The sequence below is a fragment of the Citrobacter sp. wls829 genome, from assembly GCF_005280825.1.
In the GTDB taxonomy this organism is placed as follows: Bacteria; Pseudomonadota; Gammaproteobacteria; order Enterobacterales; family Enterobacteriaceae; genus Citrobacter; species Citrobacter gillenii.
In genome coordinates, this window is the sequence record NZ_SZWP01000027.1 from 101,059 (window position 1) to 118,067 (window position 17,009).

Consider the following 17,009-nt stretch of genomic DNA (forward strand, 5'->3'; position numbering starts at 1 on the left):
TCCTTATCGACCGGTTGGTGTGCCGATAGCAGCGCTTATTGGTGCCGCTTTGCTTTGGGTGAATGGTGACCACGTTCCGCCGCCCATCTGATAAGCCCCGTATGCCTTCAGTGGCGCGGTTAGTAATGTCTGAGTCAGGCCGGCACTTCCTGCACTGCGCGCTGAATCTGCCTGAGACTGATAATTTGCCCCCTGAACACGAAAACCATATGCCTCTCTCTGTGCATTATTCACCGTAGTCAAAGCATCAAGCGCACCGAACTGCGCAGTATCACCGAAAATATCCAGTGATGAACCGCTGCCCAATTCTGCGCCAGTTGCCGCCATGGTTGCCGCCTGCGTTCCCTGTCGTTGGCGCATTTCTCTGCGACGCTGATCTGCCTCTGCGTTACCTCTGTTTATGGAATCCTGAGCCTGAGCCTCTGCCACATCGGCATTTTTCTCTGCTACCGCAGAAGTGTATTTTGCCTGCTGGTTTTGGCTGTACATTGATGCGGCAGTTGATGCCACCGTTACAGCAACCAATGCAATGGCTGGACTACACATTATTTTTTCTCCATGTAGAAGCGGTGAAAATTCAATCCGTCTTTCCCGTAAGGCAACGCGTCATCAAGATGGAAACCAAGCCAGTGAAGCCATGATTTTGCTACGTGGTTTCGTTCATCCACATAGTTCTCAAGATAAGGGTAAACAGAGAGCATTGCATTGACGGCTTTGCGGCAGCGGCGCAGGAATGTGCTCTGGTATTTCTCCAGCGCATCGGTCCCCACCAGCCATGGAATGCCACTTCCGCCAATCATAGATGCAGGAGCCACACCGAATATGGTAACTACGTCGCCGTTTACCAGACCAGCGCAGCAAAATGTTGATGTGCGCAGACCGGTTTCCAGCACGCGCCGCGGACTCCATCCATTGGTTGCCAGAAACTCATCGATATCAGCCTGGCGAACATGCGGAATAATGGCTTCGATATGCTCTGAGGTAGCGGGTACGATCTGAGCGTTAATCATCAGAAGCCACCGACGGTAAGGCGAGGAAGAACAGCCAGCACTGACAGAGGCAAAGGATCAAGTTGTCGAACCTTAACGCGTCCGTTTTTATCCCAGTTGCTGTCGAGTTTTACTTCAACCTTTCCGGTAGCGTCATCAACAGGATCGTCGTAGAACTCAAACTCACGCTGCGGATATTCATACCAGGTTCCGCCAGGAGTTGTTGCCCATATACCTCGGCTTGCGTTGACCACCATCGTGACAGTAGGAATGACCTGCTTTTTGTCCAGCAGCGTTTCCTGCCCGTTGATATTGATATCCAGAGTTTCGAATTCAGCGGTGATAGGCAGACCGATATGAACAACTGCGCCAGGTGATTCCAGCGTGACGGAGCCACCAGTTACAGTTTTTTGCGGCTCAACGCTGGCGTCTGACAGGATGTTTACCGTCTGACCTTCGAGGTGCGACAGTCCCCCGAACGTCTGGCGCGCCATCTGCCAGTTAGTTGTGGCCGCGTTACGCAGAACAGGTGGAACGTTGCGATTGAATCGGACGGTAACCGCGGTATTGCTGGTTACGGAGATGATATCTCCGCGCAATTCCATTGATACAGGCTCGTTGGTGTCTGGATCAGTGCCGGTGTATGGGAACTGAATTTGAGCACCGACATCGGTATTAACGAAATACGCACCACCGCTCACAGTAACCGGGTAATCAACCTTATAACTCCAGTCTCCGGTTCCGCCGCTGATGGTCATTGTGCGTGATGATGTGTTGCGTCCGTCGTAGCTCAGGCCGCAGTCGACAAAGAACGCATCTTCATCGTTGGTGAACAGGCGACTGGAAAGGCGTTCAATGTAACGTACGGTCTGCCCATTGATAGTACGATTAACCACAAAGTAAACAGCATCCTCGCTGCCTTCACTGATGGAACAGGTGCTTTCGTGCTTTCCCGCGCTGGATTGCGGCGCCCAGGCAAAAACCTGCTGATCACGCAAATAAGTCAACACGAGCAGTTTACCGTCATCGCGAATGCAGAACGCGCTGCTGTACGGCACAATGCAGAATGACCAGTCAACAATGCTGTGCTTCTGGAACAGGTGGTTTGCCAGTATGGTCAGGTCCGTACCCTGGTACCCGTCAACATCAAACGAATATGCCAGATCTCGCACTACGCTGCCCTTCTCTTGGATGAACAACGCGATGTTAGCCACGGCGATAGGTGGTACGTTGCTGGAACCGTTGTTCCCCTGGGAGCTGAACGAGAACGCCGATGGCGTGAGAACCTTATTCTGGTCCCCGGATATCGTATATTCCCCGCCAGATGTCAGAGCGACCAGGTTACCAACGTCAATCAGGTGACGAATCTCATTCACCTGCCTCCCGGCGTAGGTGTAAATAATTCGATCATCATCCTGAATCGGGTTGTTCTTGCCGAAGTCCTTATAATCGCCGGTGCGGCTTGCCCATATGGTTTGTGGGTACGCGGTAGACGCTGCAAAGTACAGGCGCTGCTGGTAGTAAACAACGGTGCTCGGGTAGCCGTTAACACTGTTCCATGCGTATTTCGCCCACTTATAACTGGCTTTAGTAGAACCAACCACCTGCGATGGAATGAATGAAACTACATCGGCAGTTGCTGTCAGACCATCTCCAGCTACTGCTGAGATTCTGGCAATGCCGAAACCGCTATGCAGATACTCCCACTGTATCCCGGTATCATCATCGCCAGTTCCTCCCCAGCCATCCCACGACATACCTTCAGTGTGAGATGGTCGAAGTGTTCCGGTCTTGCCAGCAGTATTGGCGCGGTAGTAGTTACTGTCTGCACGGCGAACGTCGTTGATTGCTGTTGTCTTGCTGGTTTCCCATACAGGTACGGAATCAATAGCAGGCTGCTCGAGATAGAACAGTTTTCCGACCTGTTCAGCACCGAAGATGGCAGAACTTGCCGTCAACGTAATGGTTCCGGTGCTGGCGCTGGCGTACACTTTCACTGTCTCGTCAACGTTGATATCTTCGAATGGTCCGTTTTTGGTGGTGACGTCGACGATCTGCCAGTTATCGTGCGCATAGCGGCGCAGTTCTTTCGGCGGGTAAGCAGGATGCACCAGCGTAAGAACGTCTGCGCTCTGCGTGAATTTAATGCGGAAAAGTTCGGTATCAGCATACGGCATTGCCAGCTCATAAATCACATTGCTGGTCGTCAGAACATAAGCGCCGTCTTTAATTACGCGCATATAGTTATGACCAAACTCAAGCGCGTAGGTCTGGACGGTCGAGAACTGAAACGGGATTAACCGGCACTTGCGATCAGGATATTTAGCTTGGCCAACGAAGCGCGTACCGGGTCGGTTCTCGACACCGCCATACTGACGAACAATGAAGTTATCGCACTTGCGCAGCGCCACCTGATACTTCGACATATCAATGCGGCCGTACAGTGACGGACCAATTTCACCACCGGCAAAGCTCGGTTGAATCCAGCTAAAAGCCATTATGACAACCTCGCTGCTGTGAACTCATCTACAGGCGGTTGAGGCTCCTGTGATTCGTTCTGGCTGTGGGAACCAGCACTCAGGATTACACGGTTGTACATCGTCAGTGCGTTGTTACCGAGATCTGCGCTACCGGTCAGCGCCATATTGATGGCTGCAGCCAGACGCCATGAAAGCGCCTCCATAAAAATGGCGTCATACATATTGACGTCAGTAACCCGCGCTACGTATTTCAACCACGCTTTCGGCTGATCGGTGTAAATAAGCTTGCCTGTCAGGTCTTCATTGGAACCTACAACATATTCAATGCGCTGCGCAGCGGTAGGGTTACGTATGCCGGTTGGCATGACCTCGGTTATGCGAACACAATCAGATGGGTACTGGTAAGCGTATTGCCAGTCTGGAGGTGGATTATTGGTATCAGCCAGCGCCACGCGCTTGGTAGCGAAGTTCCAGTCAAAGTCAGCCAGAGCAGCATCGCGGCAGGCGTCAAAGTGCAGTGAGCACTGTCCGGCCTCTTTACTGGCTTCATTCAGGCTGTTAATGCTGCGGCTGTTTCCGATGTTGCTCAGCGCGCGGTTGCAGATCTCGATAACGGAGGCCATTAATCATCCTCCCCACCATAGAGGGTTTGCGCTGCTGACTTCGGTTGCTCACCGGATACTGGACTGAGCGCCATATCAGTGATCTGCAGGCTGGCGTTATGCTGCATTCCATCTTCAGTTTCGCGGGTAGATGTTGAGCGAATAGTTGCCTTTGCGGTGATCATTACCTCAGTGCCAGCTGATTGAGGTGTTGCCTTAAGCTTGGCGAGCGTCTCGTTGTTCAACTCAATGCAAAGGCCCCACGGATAATCATCACGAGTCTGGGTTTTACCATCCTCATCCTGATATGTGTCGGTGCCGGTTTTGAGGTTTACCAGATCCATAACGGACTCCTGCAAGAAAGGGGCCGAAGCCCCTGTTTGATTAGCGAGGCTCAGACGCCCAGTTCGGCACGCTTATCTGCGATCTTCTCGCGGAGCGTTTCGGCTTTAGTGTTGTGATGCGGTTTCTCGTTGAAGAGAAACTCATACTCTTCGCGGAGTTTATCCAGGCCATCATCAGCCCCACCTGCATCGTTCATCGGCTCCAGCGCCGCAACGACAACTGATGGATCACCTTTGTGCTTTGCCTTAGCCTTTGCTGCACGCGCAGCATCGTTCATCGGCTCCAGCGCCGTGCCCGGCTCACCGTCATACTCAACTTCAGAGCCTTCAGGCCATAGGTTGTTATGAATGTGGGATAAGCGCAGGACACGGTATTTTGCTTTTTCACCTGACATCGCTATCCCCTTAGCCAGTCACTTTTGAACGAATCGGGTAGTACGGACTGTTGTTATCAACATCCAGGTTAATTCCCGAGGTGAACGCGCCAGCCGTCAGCGGGCCAGTACCTACCGTGTAGTTCACGCGCAGATAACGCTGAACACCAGCCGGAACCTTCGCAGAGAACAGGCGCTTGCCAACGGTAAGTGCCGAGAGTGCCAGCGCACCGCTGTCGTAGATAGTGGTCCAGGTTGAGTTGTCCGGGCTGGTCTGTAACTGAACATTCATGGTCGCAGCACCTGCAGCAGTTGCTGTTGTGTCAACGGTTGCCCAGAACTCCAGCGGATAACCCACGCCGATATCGCGGCGGGTGCCGTCAATAGGGCCAAGGTCAATCACGTCCGTAGAAGCAGCAGAAGCTGTTACCGCCTGCTTCTCGGAGAACATCAACAGTTTGTCGAGGATCATTTTCTTTCTCCATTCATGGGCCAGTTAAGGCCCATTAGTTAATGACAGGCGTTAAACAACGCGCGCTTCTGTTTCCAGAATCGCATCGGTTTCACGGATTGGGATGCCACGGAATGCAGTCCACCATTCGCCTTCTGTCTCTTTAACGGAAAGAGCCAGAGAGGCTTTATCCAGAGATTGCAGATCGAGCGCCTGGGCAACGGTGCGGTTCATATAGAAAGCCGCGCGGCCCATCTTCAGGTTAGGAACGCGGTGCAGCGCTTTAACCATCATCGTGACGATGTTTGCAGCGGAAGCCGGAACAGACAGATCGCTCACATCGATGTTGGCGATGCGAACAACGTAGCGCCAGTCTCGCAGGGCCAACCCGTTATCCCACTTGTAGTGGGTGCGGTATCCCTGATATTTACCACCAGCAGAATCGATAAGAGTCTGTTCGCCCAGGTTCTGAGTCTGCAATCCTGCCTTCTGGCCTTTAGGGAAAATGCCGTGAACGGTGTTTTCACCCCACACCACCAGCCAGATAGAAGTGTTATCGGTGCCGGTACCGCCAGCATCGATGATGTTCTGCCCGTTACCTGCAGATTTGCTTGAGTAACGCGAAGACAGGCCCATGAACTGCTGAGGGTTAACGCTGGTATCACCATAGAACAGCGTCTGCGCCATCTGCTGGTTCATGCCTTCGATGAATGCGCGGTCTTCAGAAAGACGGAATTCAGCGGTATTGCCGTTCAAATCTGCCAGTGACCTGTCAACTTCGGCATAAGTTTCCAGCATCCCGCAGGAGTCGGTTACCTGTACTGTAGTTGATTTGCTTGGCTGCACGCCGTAGTTAAGCAAACGCCAGGTAGCAGATGGCAAACCAGAGCGCACGGTAGTACGGTGGCCGGTTGGCAGGTTACCCTCAACGAACATCATGTCCGTCAGGATTTCGTTGGTTTGGGAAAGGAGTTCGACGATCTTATCGACCTTCCCGTTTGGATCAGTACGCTTAGCCCAGTCAGCCAGCGTCAGCGCATTTACGCCTTTAACAGCCATGGTTATATCCTCTCTTATTAGCCATAAAGCACTTCGGCCGCACTACGCTGGCCTTGATTACTGCCATCGACCATGCCGTCTTCCGACATGGCTTTACCGATTTTCACGAACGCCTTGACCAGTTCAGGGTGGTTACCCAGGCCAGTGCCTTCCAGATACTCTTTCAGTTCAGGCGTACCGAACTGAGCAAGAGCACGTTGTGCAGCGCTCAGGTTACCGGTCAGCTTATCGCCACCGATCTCCTTGTCTGCTTTAACGTCAGCAGCCCACTGCTCGGTGGTTTTCTGCCAGGCTTCAACCTGCTGCTGCTGTACCATTGGCATGATCTTGGCGCCGTACAGGTCGACCATCTTTTGCGCCTGCTCATTGGTCAGGTTCAGTTCACGGGCGATAGGTTCGAATTGCTCCAGCGCTGCTGTATCAAGTTCCTGGCCTTCAGCAGGCTTGAACTCATATTTCTCTGGAGCGCCTTCTGGCTTCTTGTCCTTTTCTGCTTCTTCGGTTTTGGCTTTTTCAGCAGCAAGTTCTTCCTCAGTTTTCTGAGCTTCAGAACCTTTCTCAGAATCAGCGACCTCCGAATTATCCTGCGTCTTGGATTGCTCCTGAGTTTGCTGCTGAGTTTCGCCAGCACCTTGAGTTGCTTCAGTGCTGACCGTTGATGCTGTATCTGCCTGACCACCTTCAGTGGATTGCTCATTGCAAAGACGGCGATGCAGCAAACGTTCAAATAAATTCATGGTCACTCCTGTTCACTGGCCTCTGCGGCCATCTTCAGATACTGATCGGGGCAGTGCGTCATGACGCGCTGAAACAGAACCAGAGCCAGGTTGCGCTGCCCTTCGTTGAATGCTGTGATTTGCGGATCTACGTTGAAGCAAGCTCCAAACACCTGGCCTTTCTCAAGCAGTGACCAGATCACGCGGCGGCCCTGCTCGCTTCCCATAACGAACTGGATGTCGTCGATATCGCGCTGCGCCAGAAGTTGCTGTTTAGCGTCAAGCGCTGCTTTACGGCCTTCGTCGTCGATATCCATCATTGCTGCGGTGCTCCTGCTGCATTAGCGATAGCGGTTAATGCGCTAGGGTCAGTGGTCTGCGTTTCGCTGAGAGTCTTGGCCCCCTGCGCTGCCGCCTGACCCATTGCCATTGCCTGTGCGGCCTGCGCCTGTTTGGCTCGTTCATCACGAATGCCCTGCACCTGCTCCTGAGGAACGATGACGGTAGGCGATACGCCTGACATTTCGGAGAACGCGTCGATAGCTTCATCCACATCGAGCTTGTCGAGTGCTTCAGGCTTGAACTGTGCGAGCTGACCGATGAAGCCAACGGTCTGCGACAGGCTGGTAAGGCCGATAGATTTCTGCGCCTGCGCCATCACGGAGATATATTCGATGCGCAGCGGCATACCCTGCATAACGTCAGGCGGTTGCGGCAGCATGTTCTTGCGCGCCATGATGGAGAAAACGCGGTCGATAAGTGGGTTGAGCGCTTCGTCGTTCAGTCGCTCCAGCACCGGCCCAAGCATCAGCAGTTTCTCTTCTTTCATCTCGATCACCGCTTCCACCGGCATAGAGCGGGTGTTGATGTTTTGCAGCATCATGAAGAGGTCGACGAAGTAGGCGCTGTTGATGGTCTGGCGGGTATCCTGAATGTCAGCGAGCAGATCTGCAGTATTCGGGTTTACCAGGTATGCAGGTTTGAAACCGTCCTGACCACTCAACACGTCGAGGTACGTCACATCACCAGGCAGCAGGGAAACACGCTGTGTTTTTAGCGAGGTAGGTGCAACCATAGGCGGGTTAGTAGCTTTATCGATGAGTTGGGCTTTACGCTTCTGCTCAACCTGAAGGGCTTTGACCTGACCGAGTGCCAGCATGCCAGGGCAGGAAGATGCGTAAACGTCTTCGCCGTTAACTTCCCATCGCGGCGCCAGGATCGGGAATTCATCGAAGCCGGATTCACGCAGCAGCTTGTCGGAATCGCCGCCAGTCTCGAAGTACACTGAACGGAACGGCTTGTTCTTGCTGTCCATCTTCCCGGTGTCGCGGTTAACGTTTGGCGTAATGCAGTGGTTAACTTCGATCCACGTTTCATACGTGCCGTTTTGCCACATTCCCTGCACCGATGAGCTGACGTTATCCAGACCGAATTCCTGTACCAGCTGACGAACGGTCATAGAAAACTGACGGAATGAAGTGTCGACGCTGCCGCGCGGGCTGTTAGCCAGGTAGTAGCTGCCAATCGGGAAAGGCATTGTGCGGATCACGTCCTGGTCGTCTTCGAGCACAGCCATTGCGGCGGTTCCGAAAGTGCCCAGGCTGGCGTACATGACAGGCAGTGACTGATACAGGTTTGACTTGTTGAACACTTCGTTCATGCGGCGCTGCACGACTTCAAGCCAGACTTTCACAGGGCCGTAATCCATCATGTCAGGGTCTGGCGTTGCCAGTTTGAACCATGGACGGGCCGGACTGGTGATGCCAGACATCATGCCACTGGAAAGAATGCGCTGAGCCATTGAGCCGGTAGGATCAACAATCTTGGTGTTACGACGATCATCACGGTTTACATCAGACGTCAGAAAGCGGGAACCGCGCGGATTGATAAAATCGCTCAGGTCACGCCAGTGCGACTCGAACGATGTGCGCTCACTCTTCAACTGTGCGAGTTGCTTCAGCAGACGCTCTTTTTCGGTTTCCGCCATCTCTGCCTACTCCGTTACTGACCGAGCAGCGTTTTACCGCTGGTGTTTGCGGTTGAGGTGTCGCCCTGTGCACCAGTCAGCAGAGTGGAACTGCGACCAGCAGCTGCACGGCGGCGGCGCTCTTCGTCGTCACGAGAACTGACAACTGCTGCATCCTGCTCCTGTGGCGCGGCCTGTACTTCTGGTGCTGCTGGCACTGATGGCTTGCTGCCGATACACATAGCAATAGCTCCGTACGCAATTAAATTATTACCAATTTAACCACATATGATTTATTTAGCGTAGGCTATTGACACATATAACATCAGATATTACCTTTTAGGTAATTGATGTTGATGTTGATGTAACGCAGTGGGTGTACGGCATATGGCACATGTATCGCAGCGGTCCGGATGGGTTCCATTAATGCTACTTCCCCAGCCGGGTAGCCGGAATGTGCAAGCCAGTGTTAGGTAAGCACGGACATGACGAATCACCATCGTGGCGATACGGTGTGACACCTCGGAAGAGACGAGGATGCAACGATGAGAGCATTGGTGGAATGCATGGTGGACGTTAGATCCACGTAGCACGCAGTGTTCTCTTCGTTGTGGTGAATGCGCAGGATGATGCGCTTACCTATCAGCTAGATGGTGAGGTAATGGCTCACCATGGCGACGACGGGAAGCTTGGAAGCAAGCCGGAGATAGTTCAGCACCGGCCACCACAACCCAATCACGCCTTAGGACCGTGATGAAGCGCCCATAAGAACGATGCTGTGTAGCTATTGGCGGTGGCAGTTTCCCTTGATGCTGACCACCGTCACTTTTACACCAGAACGCCATTGCGATGACGTTGCGCTGTAAACCCGTAAAGCCATGGAAGGCACCCTTGCTTCCAGTTCGCCCACTTCGGTGGGCATTTTTTTAAGGTGATTAGAATGAGTAAAGACCTGTTCGACATGAAGCGCCTTCCAATTGACCGGGTTGCTGCGAGAGTTGTTGGTAAGGGCGTGGATTGGACACCAAACAAAGTTATCCAGACAGGTGACAGCGATCTTCCACTTCCTATTTTTCCAATCTACAACATCAAAAACCCTCAGCATCGCCGAGAGGTTGAATCAATGATCGGAAGAAAGCGTGGATGGCTTACAGTTATCGGCCTGGCTGAGCAGCAAGGCGGCGGGAAATCAGGAGCGCGATATGTGGTCAGATGTGTTTGCGGAGTTTACACATATCGGCGCGGCGCACCATTTAAGAAGAATAGCGATGAATTTGATGGATGCGAGCGTTGTAGAGAACTGCTATTCCTTAAACGAGAGGAAGTTAAACGCAGAACTGGAAAATGGGTTGACTGGAAAGAGTTGATGTAACGCCGTGACATGTCACAATCAGCCCGCCGATGCGCGGGCTTTTTCATGCATAGGGATCGTATTCGGTAAGCGCTTTACCCTGCTGGCTTTGCTGTCCTGGTATATTCATGCGTTTCGACACCGGGAAAGCAAACGTCAGCAGCAGCGCGTCACCCTTGCCAGGCGATCGCCCTAACCGTTCTTTGATATCTTCCTTCGGTTCAATGACGATCTTGCCATCAACCCTGACTTTGTATTCTGCAGCTGACAGGTCGTCAGCCGTCTCCTGGTCATCCAGTGCGCCACCAATTTTCAGCCATGTTTTGCAGCTGTTGAACATCTCTCCGCGCTTGTTGAGCATCTGCGGATCGGTGGAGCCGCCGCCGAATGGTATCAGTTGCCAGGAACGTCCCCAGCCATCACCGATGGACTTCAGCCCAGTACCATACCCGAAGTCGATGAATACTGCGTCAGCCTGGTACTGGTCTTCAAAGTCGGCGATACGCTTCGCCATAATCAGATCGTCAGTAGTCTTGTTGCCGGTCCAGAGAACTTTGCTGTGCAGCCCCTGGCGCAGGTATATCACTGCGTCATCCACGCCAGAATATGCCGGGTCGACGCCGATAATCACCGGAGCATGCGCCACCTGCCCAGCGGTTACCACGCGCTTCATTGCCTCGTCAGTGAGTCCGGTAGGGATAAACTGCAACTCTGAAGCGTCAGGGAAGATCCCCCGCACACGGACTTTCACGAAGTCGCTATCTTCGCCGTAGTCGTCCACCCATTTCTGCAGTTGTTGTTTGTTCGTGCCTTCGACGGTGCGGCTGTCAATCTGTGCGCACTTCCAGCGGTGTTTGTATTTGCGGAAGCATTCACGGAAGCGCCCGGTGTTACGCGTCGGGTTCCCGAATGCTACCCAGATGATTTCCGTGTCTTCGTCCGTCAGCGCACCCTCGGCAACCTCCCACACCAGATCGGCAATGTTCGATGCTTCGTCGAATACCACAATGATGCGCTTACGCTCGTTGTGCAGACCGGCGAACGCCTCGGTGTTGTGTTCAGACCACGGGATTGCGTCAGCGCGCCAGCGTTTGTCGTGGCCCGGATCGTTGCTGTACATCGCGGTGGCGGTGCAGGTGAACCATTCTTTCGTGATAGCCAGGTTCGACCATTTGATGATTTCCGGCCAGGTCTTGGTACGCAGCTGGTTATCGGTGTTGGCGGTCACCACCACCTTGCAGTCTTCACAGGTAGACATGCCCCAATTAATCAGCATCGAAATGAAAGCAGATTTACCGATACCGTGACCGGATGCTCTGGCCAGCATTATCGGCTGGTGACGTGTTGCCGGATTCTGGAGGTGATCGCGTATCTCGCGGAATGCATCAGCCTGCCATTTTCGCGGGCCGGTAGCATGCGCCAGCTCTGTGCCATCCTCGCCCCACGGGAACGCATACAGAGAATAGCCCAGCGGGTCATACGTGAACCCAGCGATATCCTCGACAAGCTGCTCTTCCGGCGACATAGCTGCTGCTGTCATTCTTCACCACCAGACTGAGCCTGTACCCGCTTACGGGCTTTTGCCATCTTCTCAGCAATGGTCATCTTGACGTCGATTTCCAGACGTTCTCTGAACGCGTTGACGTCGACGTGCTTACCGATAAGCTCGAGGTTCTTCACCTTGTCCGGCCATTTGATTTTTTGCAGCGTGGACTCGATATCTTCCTCGTCATCATTCATCGCCATCCTGATGCGGTTTATATCCACTGCGCTGATCGACGTTCTCCAGACTTTAGGCCACTGACTAATCGGCTTCAGGCCTCCTTCATCGTTCAGGATGTCGATCACATCCATCTGGTCGATTTCTACCAGGCGCAGCAGAACGTAATCAGCACTGACACGCAAACGCTTGTTGCGCTCTTCCATCAGTTCGGCGATCCGTTTCTGGATACGCTCATCACGCATCATGACGCTGGCTTTGACTGCTGCCGTGTTTGGCGAAAATCCTGCGTTAATCGCTGCCTGAGTCTGATTTTCAGGGCATTTGGTATATTCCTGCGCGTAAGCCTCCTGCATCGCTGTGATTGGCTTATACTGCGTTGATTTGCGTTTTGGTGCTTTTGGTTCTGCGGGCATTGTTACCACCAAAGTAATAATTACCGTTTTGGTAATAGTAACACGCAAAACAAAGCCGCCATAGTCGGCGGCCGTTGCAATTTATTATCGATATCGTGACATGTCACATTGGCAATTTAGTCTCATGCCAGCCACGCGTCACCCAGCATGCCGAATCACCATCACACGGGCACGACTCAACCGGCAGCGCATCGCCGCACTTACCACAGCGGTTAGAGCTGATTGACTTGATACGCCCACGAATGCGAGCATCATCCTGGCGGATAAGCAACGCGATATACTCATTCATGTCGTACGGCGCCCGACCAGGGCGACGGGCGGCGCAGTTTCTCGCCAGCATCTCCAGTTCCTGCTCGTCGAGTTGCAATTCCAGCTTGTGGTTGCCGGCTTCAGCCAGACGGGCACGCTGCGCAGCTTTGCGTTCTGCTGCGGATTTAGCCATTGATCACCTTCCCGCAGCGCTTGCAGTAGATGCCATGAAATGTCTCTGGCTTTGTTTTATCTATCAAACTGATGATGAACGAGCTGCTACCTTCCACTGCTCCAAGCTTTGCGGAAGGAGCACCTTTGGTGATTGCAGGGCGATATGAATGACCGAACAGAAAGCCTAAAACTCCGCGACATTTATCCATCACTTATCCCCTTCAGACAGTTTTTGCATAGCCCCAGCGTAACGCTGCATTCCATGCTCAAGTGCTAACTTCACCTCCTGCTGCGGTGCTGCTGGCGGCAGCATGTATTGCCAATGCGTCGCGTCACGACATACTGATTTGAACAAAGATGCCGGGACAAAGCGGAATCGAACATCTTCATGCGGCGTGGGTGTATACACGCAAATTCTGAATTTGCTATCAGGATCAGGCATCCGCTCACTGCAAGTCACCCAACCATCCGTAATCACCGGAGCGTTGCCAGCCTGAAGCATGGCGGCGCGGCAGGCGTTCCATCCGTTGGCATAATTTAAGGAATATCGGACGCCATCTTTCACATACTTAAAGCCCATCCCATCTTTCAGTTTCGGTATTTCATCTGGCACTGATAACACCGCTGGCTGCGGTAACTGTGGTGCTGCGTAGAGCAACACATCATCCGAACCGGCCCCTGATGCAGGCCAAACATCAGCGTCAGCTCCCGACTCCAGATAGTCCAGATTAGCCCGGTCAATGCACGCCACAGCCTCCGCTTCGAGCGATGCCAGTGCGATACGCGCATTATTAATCAGGAGGCTATCAGCAGGAGATAAAACAACATGAGCGTTTCCCTCCGCATCAATTTCAGAATTCGTAATTTTTCTGAACAGCTTTGCCAGTTCTTTGGTAATAGTGCTCATGATGTCGCTCCTTTCCCGGCTGCGGCGGCGCGATTAGCATTCTCCAGACGACCCAGCAATGTGCGTATTTCATGCTGCTGAAATGCTATCGTGGCGTCCTTGGCTTCCAGCTCATCCAGCAGCGCCAGCACAACCTCTGGGGTTATAGCATCATTGAATTCGTCGCGGTCATAACCCCAACTATCGGATCCTGCTCTCTCCGCCATTTCACGCAGCGCCTGTTTGTCGATACTCATTGGGCTGGCTCCTGGAGGCCTATAGCCTCTGCAATTTGAGCTAATACTTCTGCTGATTCTCCGCTTTCCCCAACCGGTTTATTCATCCAGTCAAACGATACCAAGCGACCCGCCTCGACTACTCCGATATTGAAGTCATCACTGCCTTGCATCTTAAAGCCGTGCTTAATGGCCTTGTCACGTTTGTCGAATTCTACACAATCAGATGTGTACTCGATTCCACCTCCGTTTTCGTTGCACCAAAGGTATTGCTGAATGACGATGTATGACTTACTCATAGCGCTGCTCCTTTGCGAAGCTGGGCGGCGAACTCGCAAACTGTTACACCACCTTCCTCTGTGTAATCTGCTGATGAGATATGCAGGCCGTGGACAATACTGCCGTCGTCACGTTGAATGTTGCCAACCCACAGTAGTCCGTCAGTAAAATCACCGTACCCGGATTCATGACCGTCACCGCATTGCGAGCAAATAGACTCAATGTCGGATGGGTCAAGGAAGATTTGTTGAGGTACGAGTGTGTAACCTTCAGGGATTGCACTTGCCCGCACTTCAGCCAGGAAAGCGTCGGTGGCCGTGGTTTCCGCTTCGATTACAGCCTGGAACTCATGCAGCGTCTGTTTGTTGAGTGCTGTCATTGGGCCGCCTCCTGCCGAATTTTCTGCGCTAAATCGTCAAGCATGTTTGCATAATTAAACTGGTTTACGTCATCAAGAGCGCAAGCTGCCATCTCCACACCCTGCGCCCGCACTTCAGCCAGGAAAGCGTCGGTGGCCGGGGTTTCCATTGCAGCCTTCAGCACGTCGACGTACCACTCGCAATACCGGTAATCCAGCATTCCATCAGCCTGCTCAATCCACATATCCGGTGCAGTGGCGAACTCAGCCGCTTTTTTCAGCCCCCCATTCTCCGCCGCCAGCTCCCTGCACTTGCTCTCGGCGTTAGCGAGCTGTACTGCCATGTTGGTTGAGCGAACAAACTGCACTTCAAGCTGTGTAGCCAGATCGCTAATCAGTTGCGCCAGGCTGCGCACGTCGACAGCACCGCATGATGCTTTCAGTTCAGCCGCGCGCTCATGTCCTAACTTCGCTAACTCAATGATATTGCTTCCCATTATTACCCTCGCTTACCCGTATAAGTTATTGATTAGGTTGATAACTAAAAGGATCGTTATTTAACGCCGATCCCGTACCTGGCGATTAACAGCGCATCTGCAATGGCCTGGCCTTTCGCTTTTGCATCCAGCGCCCTGAGTTCCGGGTAGAGCTGAATTGCTCTGCTGCGTGCCGCGTCCTTGTCACTTCCGATGAGACCGGATGACTTCTTCCAGGCCTGCGGAGTTACCAGCGTGTATGGAATGTTGAGACCCTGCAGGATCCCCTCCGCTACGCCAGCTGCGTGCCCGAAAGTGAACATGCTCGCCGTTCCCTGACCTGGCATTGCACCTACCTGCTCGAGGTACGCGTGCGTAATTCCGTACTTACGCAGCCATGCAGCCACCGCTGCGCCGTTGACTCTGGACTTTGTCCCAACCTTGATGGTCGGCATTGCCAGGTGGTCGATGTATCCGCCCTGCTCAGTTATCAGGACCAGAGATCCGCTGCATCCTGGGTCAATCCCTAATACTGCCGCCATGATTTACCCCTCAGGTAATTTAAAACCACAAACGAGTTAATTTCAATAGCAATGCGCATATTTTATTACCTTTTTGGTAATTCATCAGATGTAAAAAAATGCGCTGCTGCGCTGGTATTACTTGATGAGTCCTGCTGCCTTCCCTCGCCTGTATTCCTCCATGAGCCACTGTGCCGGTGTTATCCCTCCCAGGGTGGCTGCGTTCGGCATGCATCCGAAACTTCGCCCTGGTGGATGGTAGGTGTTACCTGAGCCTGTCAGTGGTGTGCTCATTGGCTCTGGGTTGGCCTGTATGCTGAGTATTGGATCTGGAATCTGGTGACCGGATGCCACTTTTGCCGACCATTCATCCAGCAGCTTGCGAGCATGCTTCTCAACTTCAGCCTCACTCAGTTGGCGCTGATACATCGCCCGGCGAGTATCACACACAATCCAGTACATGACCGGATGGCGCCACGGGAACCGCTCTGGTCCACCAGGCTGGAGGCTTTTCTCTTTGGCGTAACGGTGAAACTCACCCATCACGTCATCGATGCTGATCCCCAGAACCATCTTGCTGTCTTTGCACCACTTGATGAATTGCCCAGGCGAAGGCCAGAACGGTGATTCACTGGCACGGGCATGTCGCATCCCTGCCGACACCTGCTCGCGGGTACGGATGCCACCTTCGGCGAATGCCGCGATCCACTGTTGCTTTGCTGCTGTCTCCTGCGCTGGAGTCTTCAGATTGGTCTGCTCAGCTGCCGGGAATAGCTGCTTAAGCTGTTTAAACAGGGCATCTACAAGGCGCTCTGCCGTGATGTTCACAACGTTGTCGCTACCTGCATATTGACGGTCTGAACCGGTTAAGCTGGCCATAGCCTCACCGTCTCGGTTCTGGATGGCGGTAAATACGTTATTCACAGGAAATCCTCCCACGCCTCTGGACTGTTCCAGTGCGGTACGTTGTTTTCAGGTGAGGTCAGTTTGTTCTGTCTGCTGATCTGCAAACGTCTGGCAAGTTTTTGCTCCCATTGCGCATGGTGGAAAGCCTTACCCTCGGCCATCCAGTAAACCCTGAACTCTGCAAGCTCCTGTGGTGTTGGCTGGCAATCCAGGTTAATACCCTGCAATGAAGACACCCTGAGGAAATCATCCGATGGTGACCAGTGCTCATGCATGACAAATTTCCCGAATTGCCCCAGTCCACCAGGAGGGACAAAGTTGTTAATCACGGCGTTGTTGGCGTCTGTCCTCTGGGGCACTAAACCCCCAGTTTTATCGCCCCTCTCCTTCTCTTGGTTATATGACTGGTTAACTGATAGGTTCTGCATCCCGTTTTTGGGATCATTCAACTTCCCG

Annotated in this window: 25 protein-coding genes; 1 reads left to right on the forward strand and 24 read right to left on the reverse strand. The window is 53.0% G+C overall.

Annotated features, from left to right (window positions below):
* Nucleotides 1-3 precede the first annotated feature (3 nt).
* Genes FDW88_RS02475 through FDW88_RS02530 form a run of 12 tightly spaced genes read right to left on the reverse strand, consistent with a single transcriptional unit; the run spans nt 4 to nt 9,223 of the window.
* Nucleotides 4-546, reverse strand: coding sequence for a hypothetical protein (locus FDW88_RS02475; protein ID WP_137361949.1), 543 nt, complete (start codon nt 544-546; stop codon nt 4-6).
* Nucleotides 546-1,010: a hypothetical protein gene (locus FDW88_RS02480; RefSeq protein WP_137361950.1), complete on the reverse strand. Its 465-nt coding sequence runs from the start codon at nt 1,008-1,010 to the stop codon at nt 546-548. The genes FDW88_RS02475 and FDW88_RS02480 overlap by 1 nt, the downstream gene beginning before the upstream one ends.
* The gene (locus FDW88_RS02485; RefSeq protein WP_137361951.1) at nt 1,010-3,487 is read right to left on the reverse strand and encodes a hypothetical protein; all 2,478 of its coding nucleotides are present in this window, start codon (nt 3,485-3,487) and stop codon (nt 1,010-1,012) included. Before FDW88_RS02485 ends, FDW88_RS02480 begins: the two co-directional genes overlap by 1 nt.
* A complete protein-coding gene (locus FDW88_RS02490) occupies nt 3,487-4,092 on the reverse strand; it encodes a hypothetical protein (RefSeq protein ID WP_137361952.1) in 606 nt (201 codons plus the stop codon). Before FDW88_RS02490 ends, FDW88_RS02485 begins: the two co-directional genes overlap by 1 nt.
* Nucleotides 4,092-4,415: a capsid staple protein gene (gene gp10, locus FDW88_RS02495; RefSeq protein WP_003037867.1), complete on the reverse strand. Its 324-nt coding sequence runs from the start codon at nt 4,413-4,415 to the stop codon at nt 4,092-4,094. Before gp10 ends, FDW88_RS02490 begins: the two co-directional genes overlap by 1 nt.
* 50 nt (nt 4,416-4,465) lie before the next feature.
* The gene (locus FDW88_RS02500; protein WP_137361953.1) at nt 4,466-4,810 is read right to left on the reverse strand and encodes a hypothetical protein; all 345 of its coding nucleotides are present in this window, start codon (nt 4,808-4,810) and stop codon (nt 4,466-4,468) included.
* Nucleotides 4,811-4,820: 10 nt separating this feature from the next.
* Entirely contained in the window at nt 4,821-5,261 is a 441-nt protein-coding gene (locus FDW88_RS02505; RefSeq protein WP_137361954.1) for a Bbp16 family capsid cement protein, read from the reverse strand.
* A 51-nt stretch (nt 5,262-5,312) separates the two neighbouring features.
* Nucleotides 5,313-6,299, reverse strand: a complete 987-nt coding sequence (locus FDW88_RS02510; RefSeq protein WP_137361955.1) for a major capsid protein — start codon at nt 6,297-6,299, stop codon at nt 5,313-5,315.
* Nucleotides 6,300-6,316: 17 nt separating this feature from the next.
* Nucleotides 6,317-7,036 (reverse strand): peptidase, encoded by a 720-nt coding sequence (locus FDW88_RS02515; RefSeq protein ID WP_137361956.1) that lies wholly within the window; start codon nt 7,034-7,036, stop codon nt 6,317-6,319.
* Nucleotides 7,037-7,038: 2 nt separating this feature from the next.
* Nucleotides 7,039-7,335: a hypothetical protein gene (locus tag FDW88_RS02520; RefSeq protein ID WP_137361957.1), complete on the reverse strand. Its 297-nt coding sequence runs from the start codon at nt 7,333-7,335 to the stop codon at nt 7,039-7,041.
* Entirely contained in the window at nt 7,332-9,002 is a 1,671-nt protein-coding gene (locus tag FDW88_RS02525; protein ID WP_137361958.1) for a portal protein, read from the reverse strand. Before FDW88_RS02525 ends, FDW88_RS02520 begins: the two co-directional genes overlap by 4 nt.
* Nucleotides 9,003-9,016: 14 nt before the next feature.
* Nucleotides 9,017-9,223: a hypothetical protein gene (locus FDW88_RS02530; RefSeq protein WP_000334867.1), complete on the reverse strand. Its 207-nt coding sequence runs from the start codon at nt 9,221-9,223 to the stop codon at nt 9,017-9,019.
* Between the two features lie 698 nt (nt 9,224-9,921).
* Here FDW88_RS02530 and FDW88_RS02540 point away from each other — a divergent pair.
* Nucleotides 9,922-10,353 (forward strand): hypothetical protein, encoded by a 432-nt coding sequence (locus tag FDW88_RS02540; RefSeq protein ID WP_137361959.1) that lies wholly within the window; start codon nt 9,922-9,924, stop codon nt 10,351-10,353.
* Nucleotides 10,354-10,396: 43 nt separating this feature from the next.
* Here FDW88_RS02540 and FDW88_RS02545 read toward each other — a convergent pair whose 3' ends face one another.
* The 12 genes from FDW88_RS02545 to FDW88_RS02600 all read right to left on the reverse strand — a co-directional run.
* The gene (locus tag FDW88_RS02545) at nt 10,397-11,872 is read right to left on the reverse strand and encodes a terminase (protein ID WP_137361960.1); all 1,476 of its coding nucleotides are present in this window, start codon (nt 11,870-11,872) and stop codon (nt 10,397-10,399) included.
* A complete protein-coding gene (locus FDW88_RS02550) occupies nt 11,869-12,549 on the reverse strand; it encodes a terminase small subunit (protein WP_137361961.1) in 681 nt (226 codons plus the stop codon). Before FDW88_RS02550 ends, FDW88_RS02545 begins: the two co-directional genes overlap by 4 nt.
* Before the next feature lie 22 nt (nt 12,550-12,571).
* Complete coding sequence (locus FDW88_RS02555; RefSeq protein WP_137361962.1) at nt 12,572-12,910, reverse strand: hypothetical protein; 339 nt, start codon at nt 12,908-12,910, stop codon at nt 12,572-12,574.
* Nucleotides 12,903-13,100, reverse strand: a complete 198-nt coding sequence (locus FDW88_RS02560; protein ID WP_137361963.1) for a hypothetical protein — start codon at nt 13,098-13,100, stop codon at nt 12,903-12,905. The genes FDW88_RS02555 and FDW88_RS02560 overlap by 8 nt, the downstream gene beginning before the upstream one ends.
* Nucleotides 13,100-13,798 carry a DUF551 domain-containing protein gene (locus FDW88_RS22650; RefSeq protein WP_249354868.1) on the reverse strand — a complete coding sequence of 233 codons (699 nt, stop codon included), beginning with the start codon at nt 13,796-13,798 and terminating at the stop codon, nt 13,100-13,102. Before FDW88_RS22650 ends, FDW88_RS02560 begins: the two co-directional genes overlap by 1 nt.
* Nucleotides 13,795-14,034, reverse strand: coding sequence for an ead/Ea22-like family protein (locus FDW88_RS02570; protein ID WP_249354869.1), 240 nt, complete (start codon nt 14,032-14,034; stop codon nt 13,795-13,797). The genes FDW88_RS22650 and FDW88_RS02570 overlap by 4 nt, the downstream gene beginning before the upstream one ends.
* Complete coding sequence (locus FDW88_RS02575) at nt 14,031-14,312, reverse strand: antitoxin (protein ID WP_137361964.1); 282 nt, start codon at nt 14,310-14,312, stop codon at nt 14,031-14,033. Before FDW88_RS02575 ends, FDW88_RS02570 begins: the two co-directional genes overlap by 4 nt.
* On the reverse strand, nt 14,309-14,671 hold the full coding sequence (locus FDW88_RS02580; protein WP_249354870.1) for a hypothetical protein: 363 nt from the start codon (nt 14,669-14,671) through the stop codon (nt 14,309-14,311). Before FDW88_RS02580 ends, FDW88_RS02575 begins: the two co-directional genes overlap by 4 nt.
* Nucleotides 14,668-15,147 carry a hypothetical protein gene (locus FDW88_RS02585; RefSeq protein WP_137361965.1) on the reverse strand — a complete coding sequence of 160 codons (480 nt, stop codon included), beginning with the start codon at nt 15,145-15,147 and terminating at the stop codon, nt 14,668-14,670. The genes FDW88_RS02580 and FDW88_RS02585 overlap by 4 nt, the downstream gene beginning before the upstream one ends.
* Nucleotides 15,148-15,203: 56 nt before the next feature.
* Nucleotides 15,204-15,668, reverse strand: a complete 465-nt coding sequence (locus tag FDW88_RS02590; RefSeq protein ID WP_137361966.1) for a crossover junction endodeoxyribonuclease RuvC — start codon at nt 15,666-15,668, stop codon at nt 15,204-15,206.
* A 117-nt stretch (nt 15,669-15,785) separates the two neighbouring features.
* A complete protein-coding gene (locus FDW88_RS02595) occupies nt 15,786-16,571 on the reverse strand; it encodes a replication protein P (RefSeq protein ID WP_137361967.1) in 786 nt (261 codons plus the stop codon).
* A partial coding sequence (locus FDW88_RS02600; protein WP_249354871.1) for a DnaT-like ssDNA-binding domain-containing protein occupies nt 16,568-17,009 on the reverse strand: 442 nt, incomplete at its 5' end. The genes FDW88_RS02595 and FDW88_RS02600, both read right to left, overlap by 4 nt.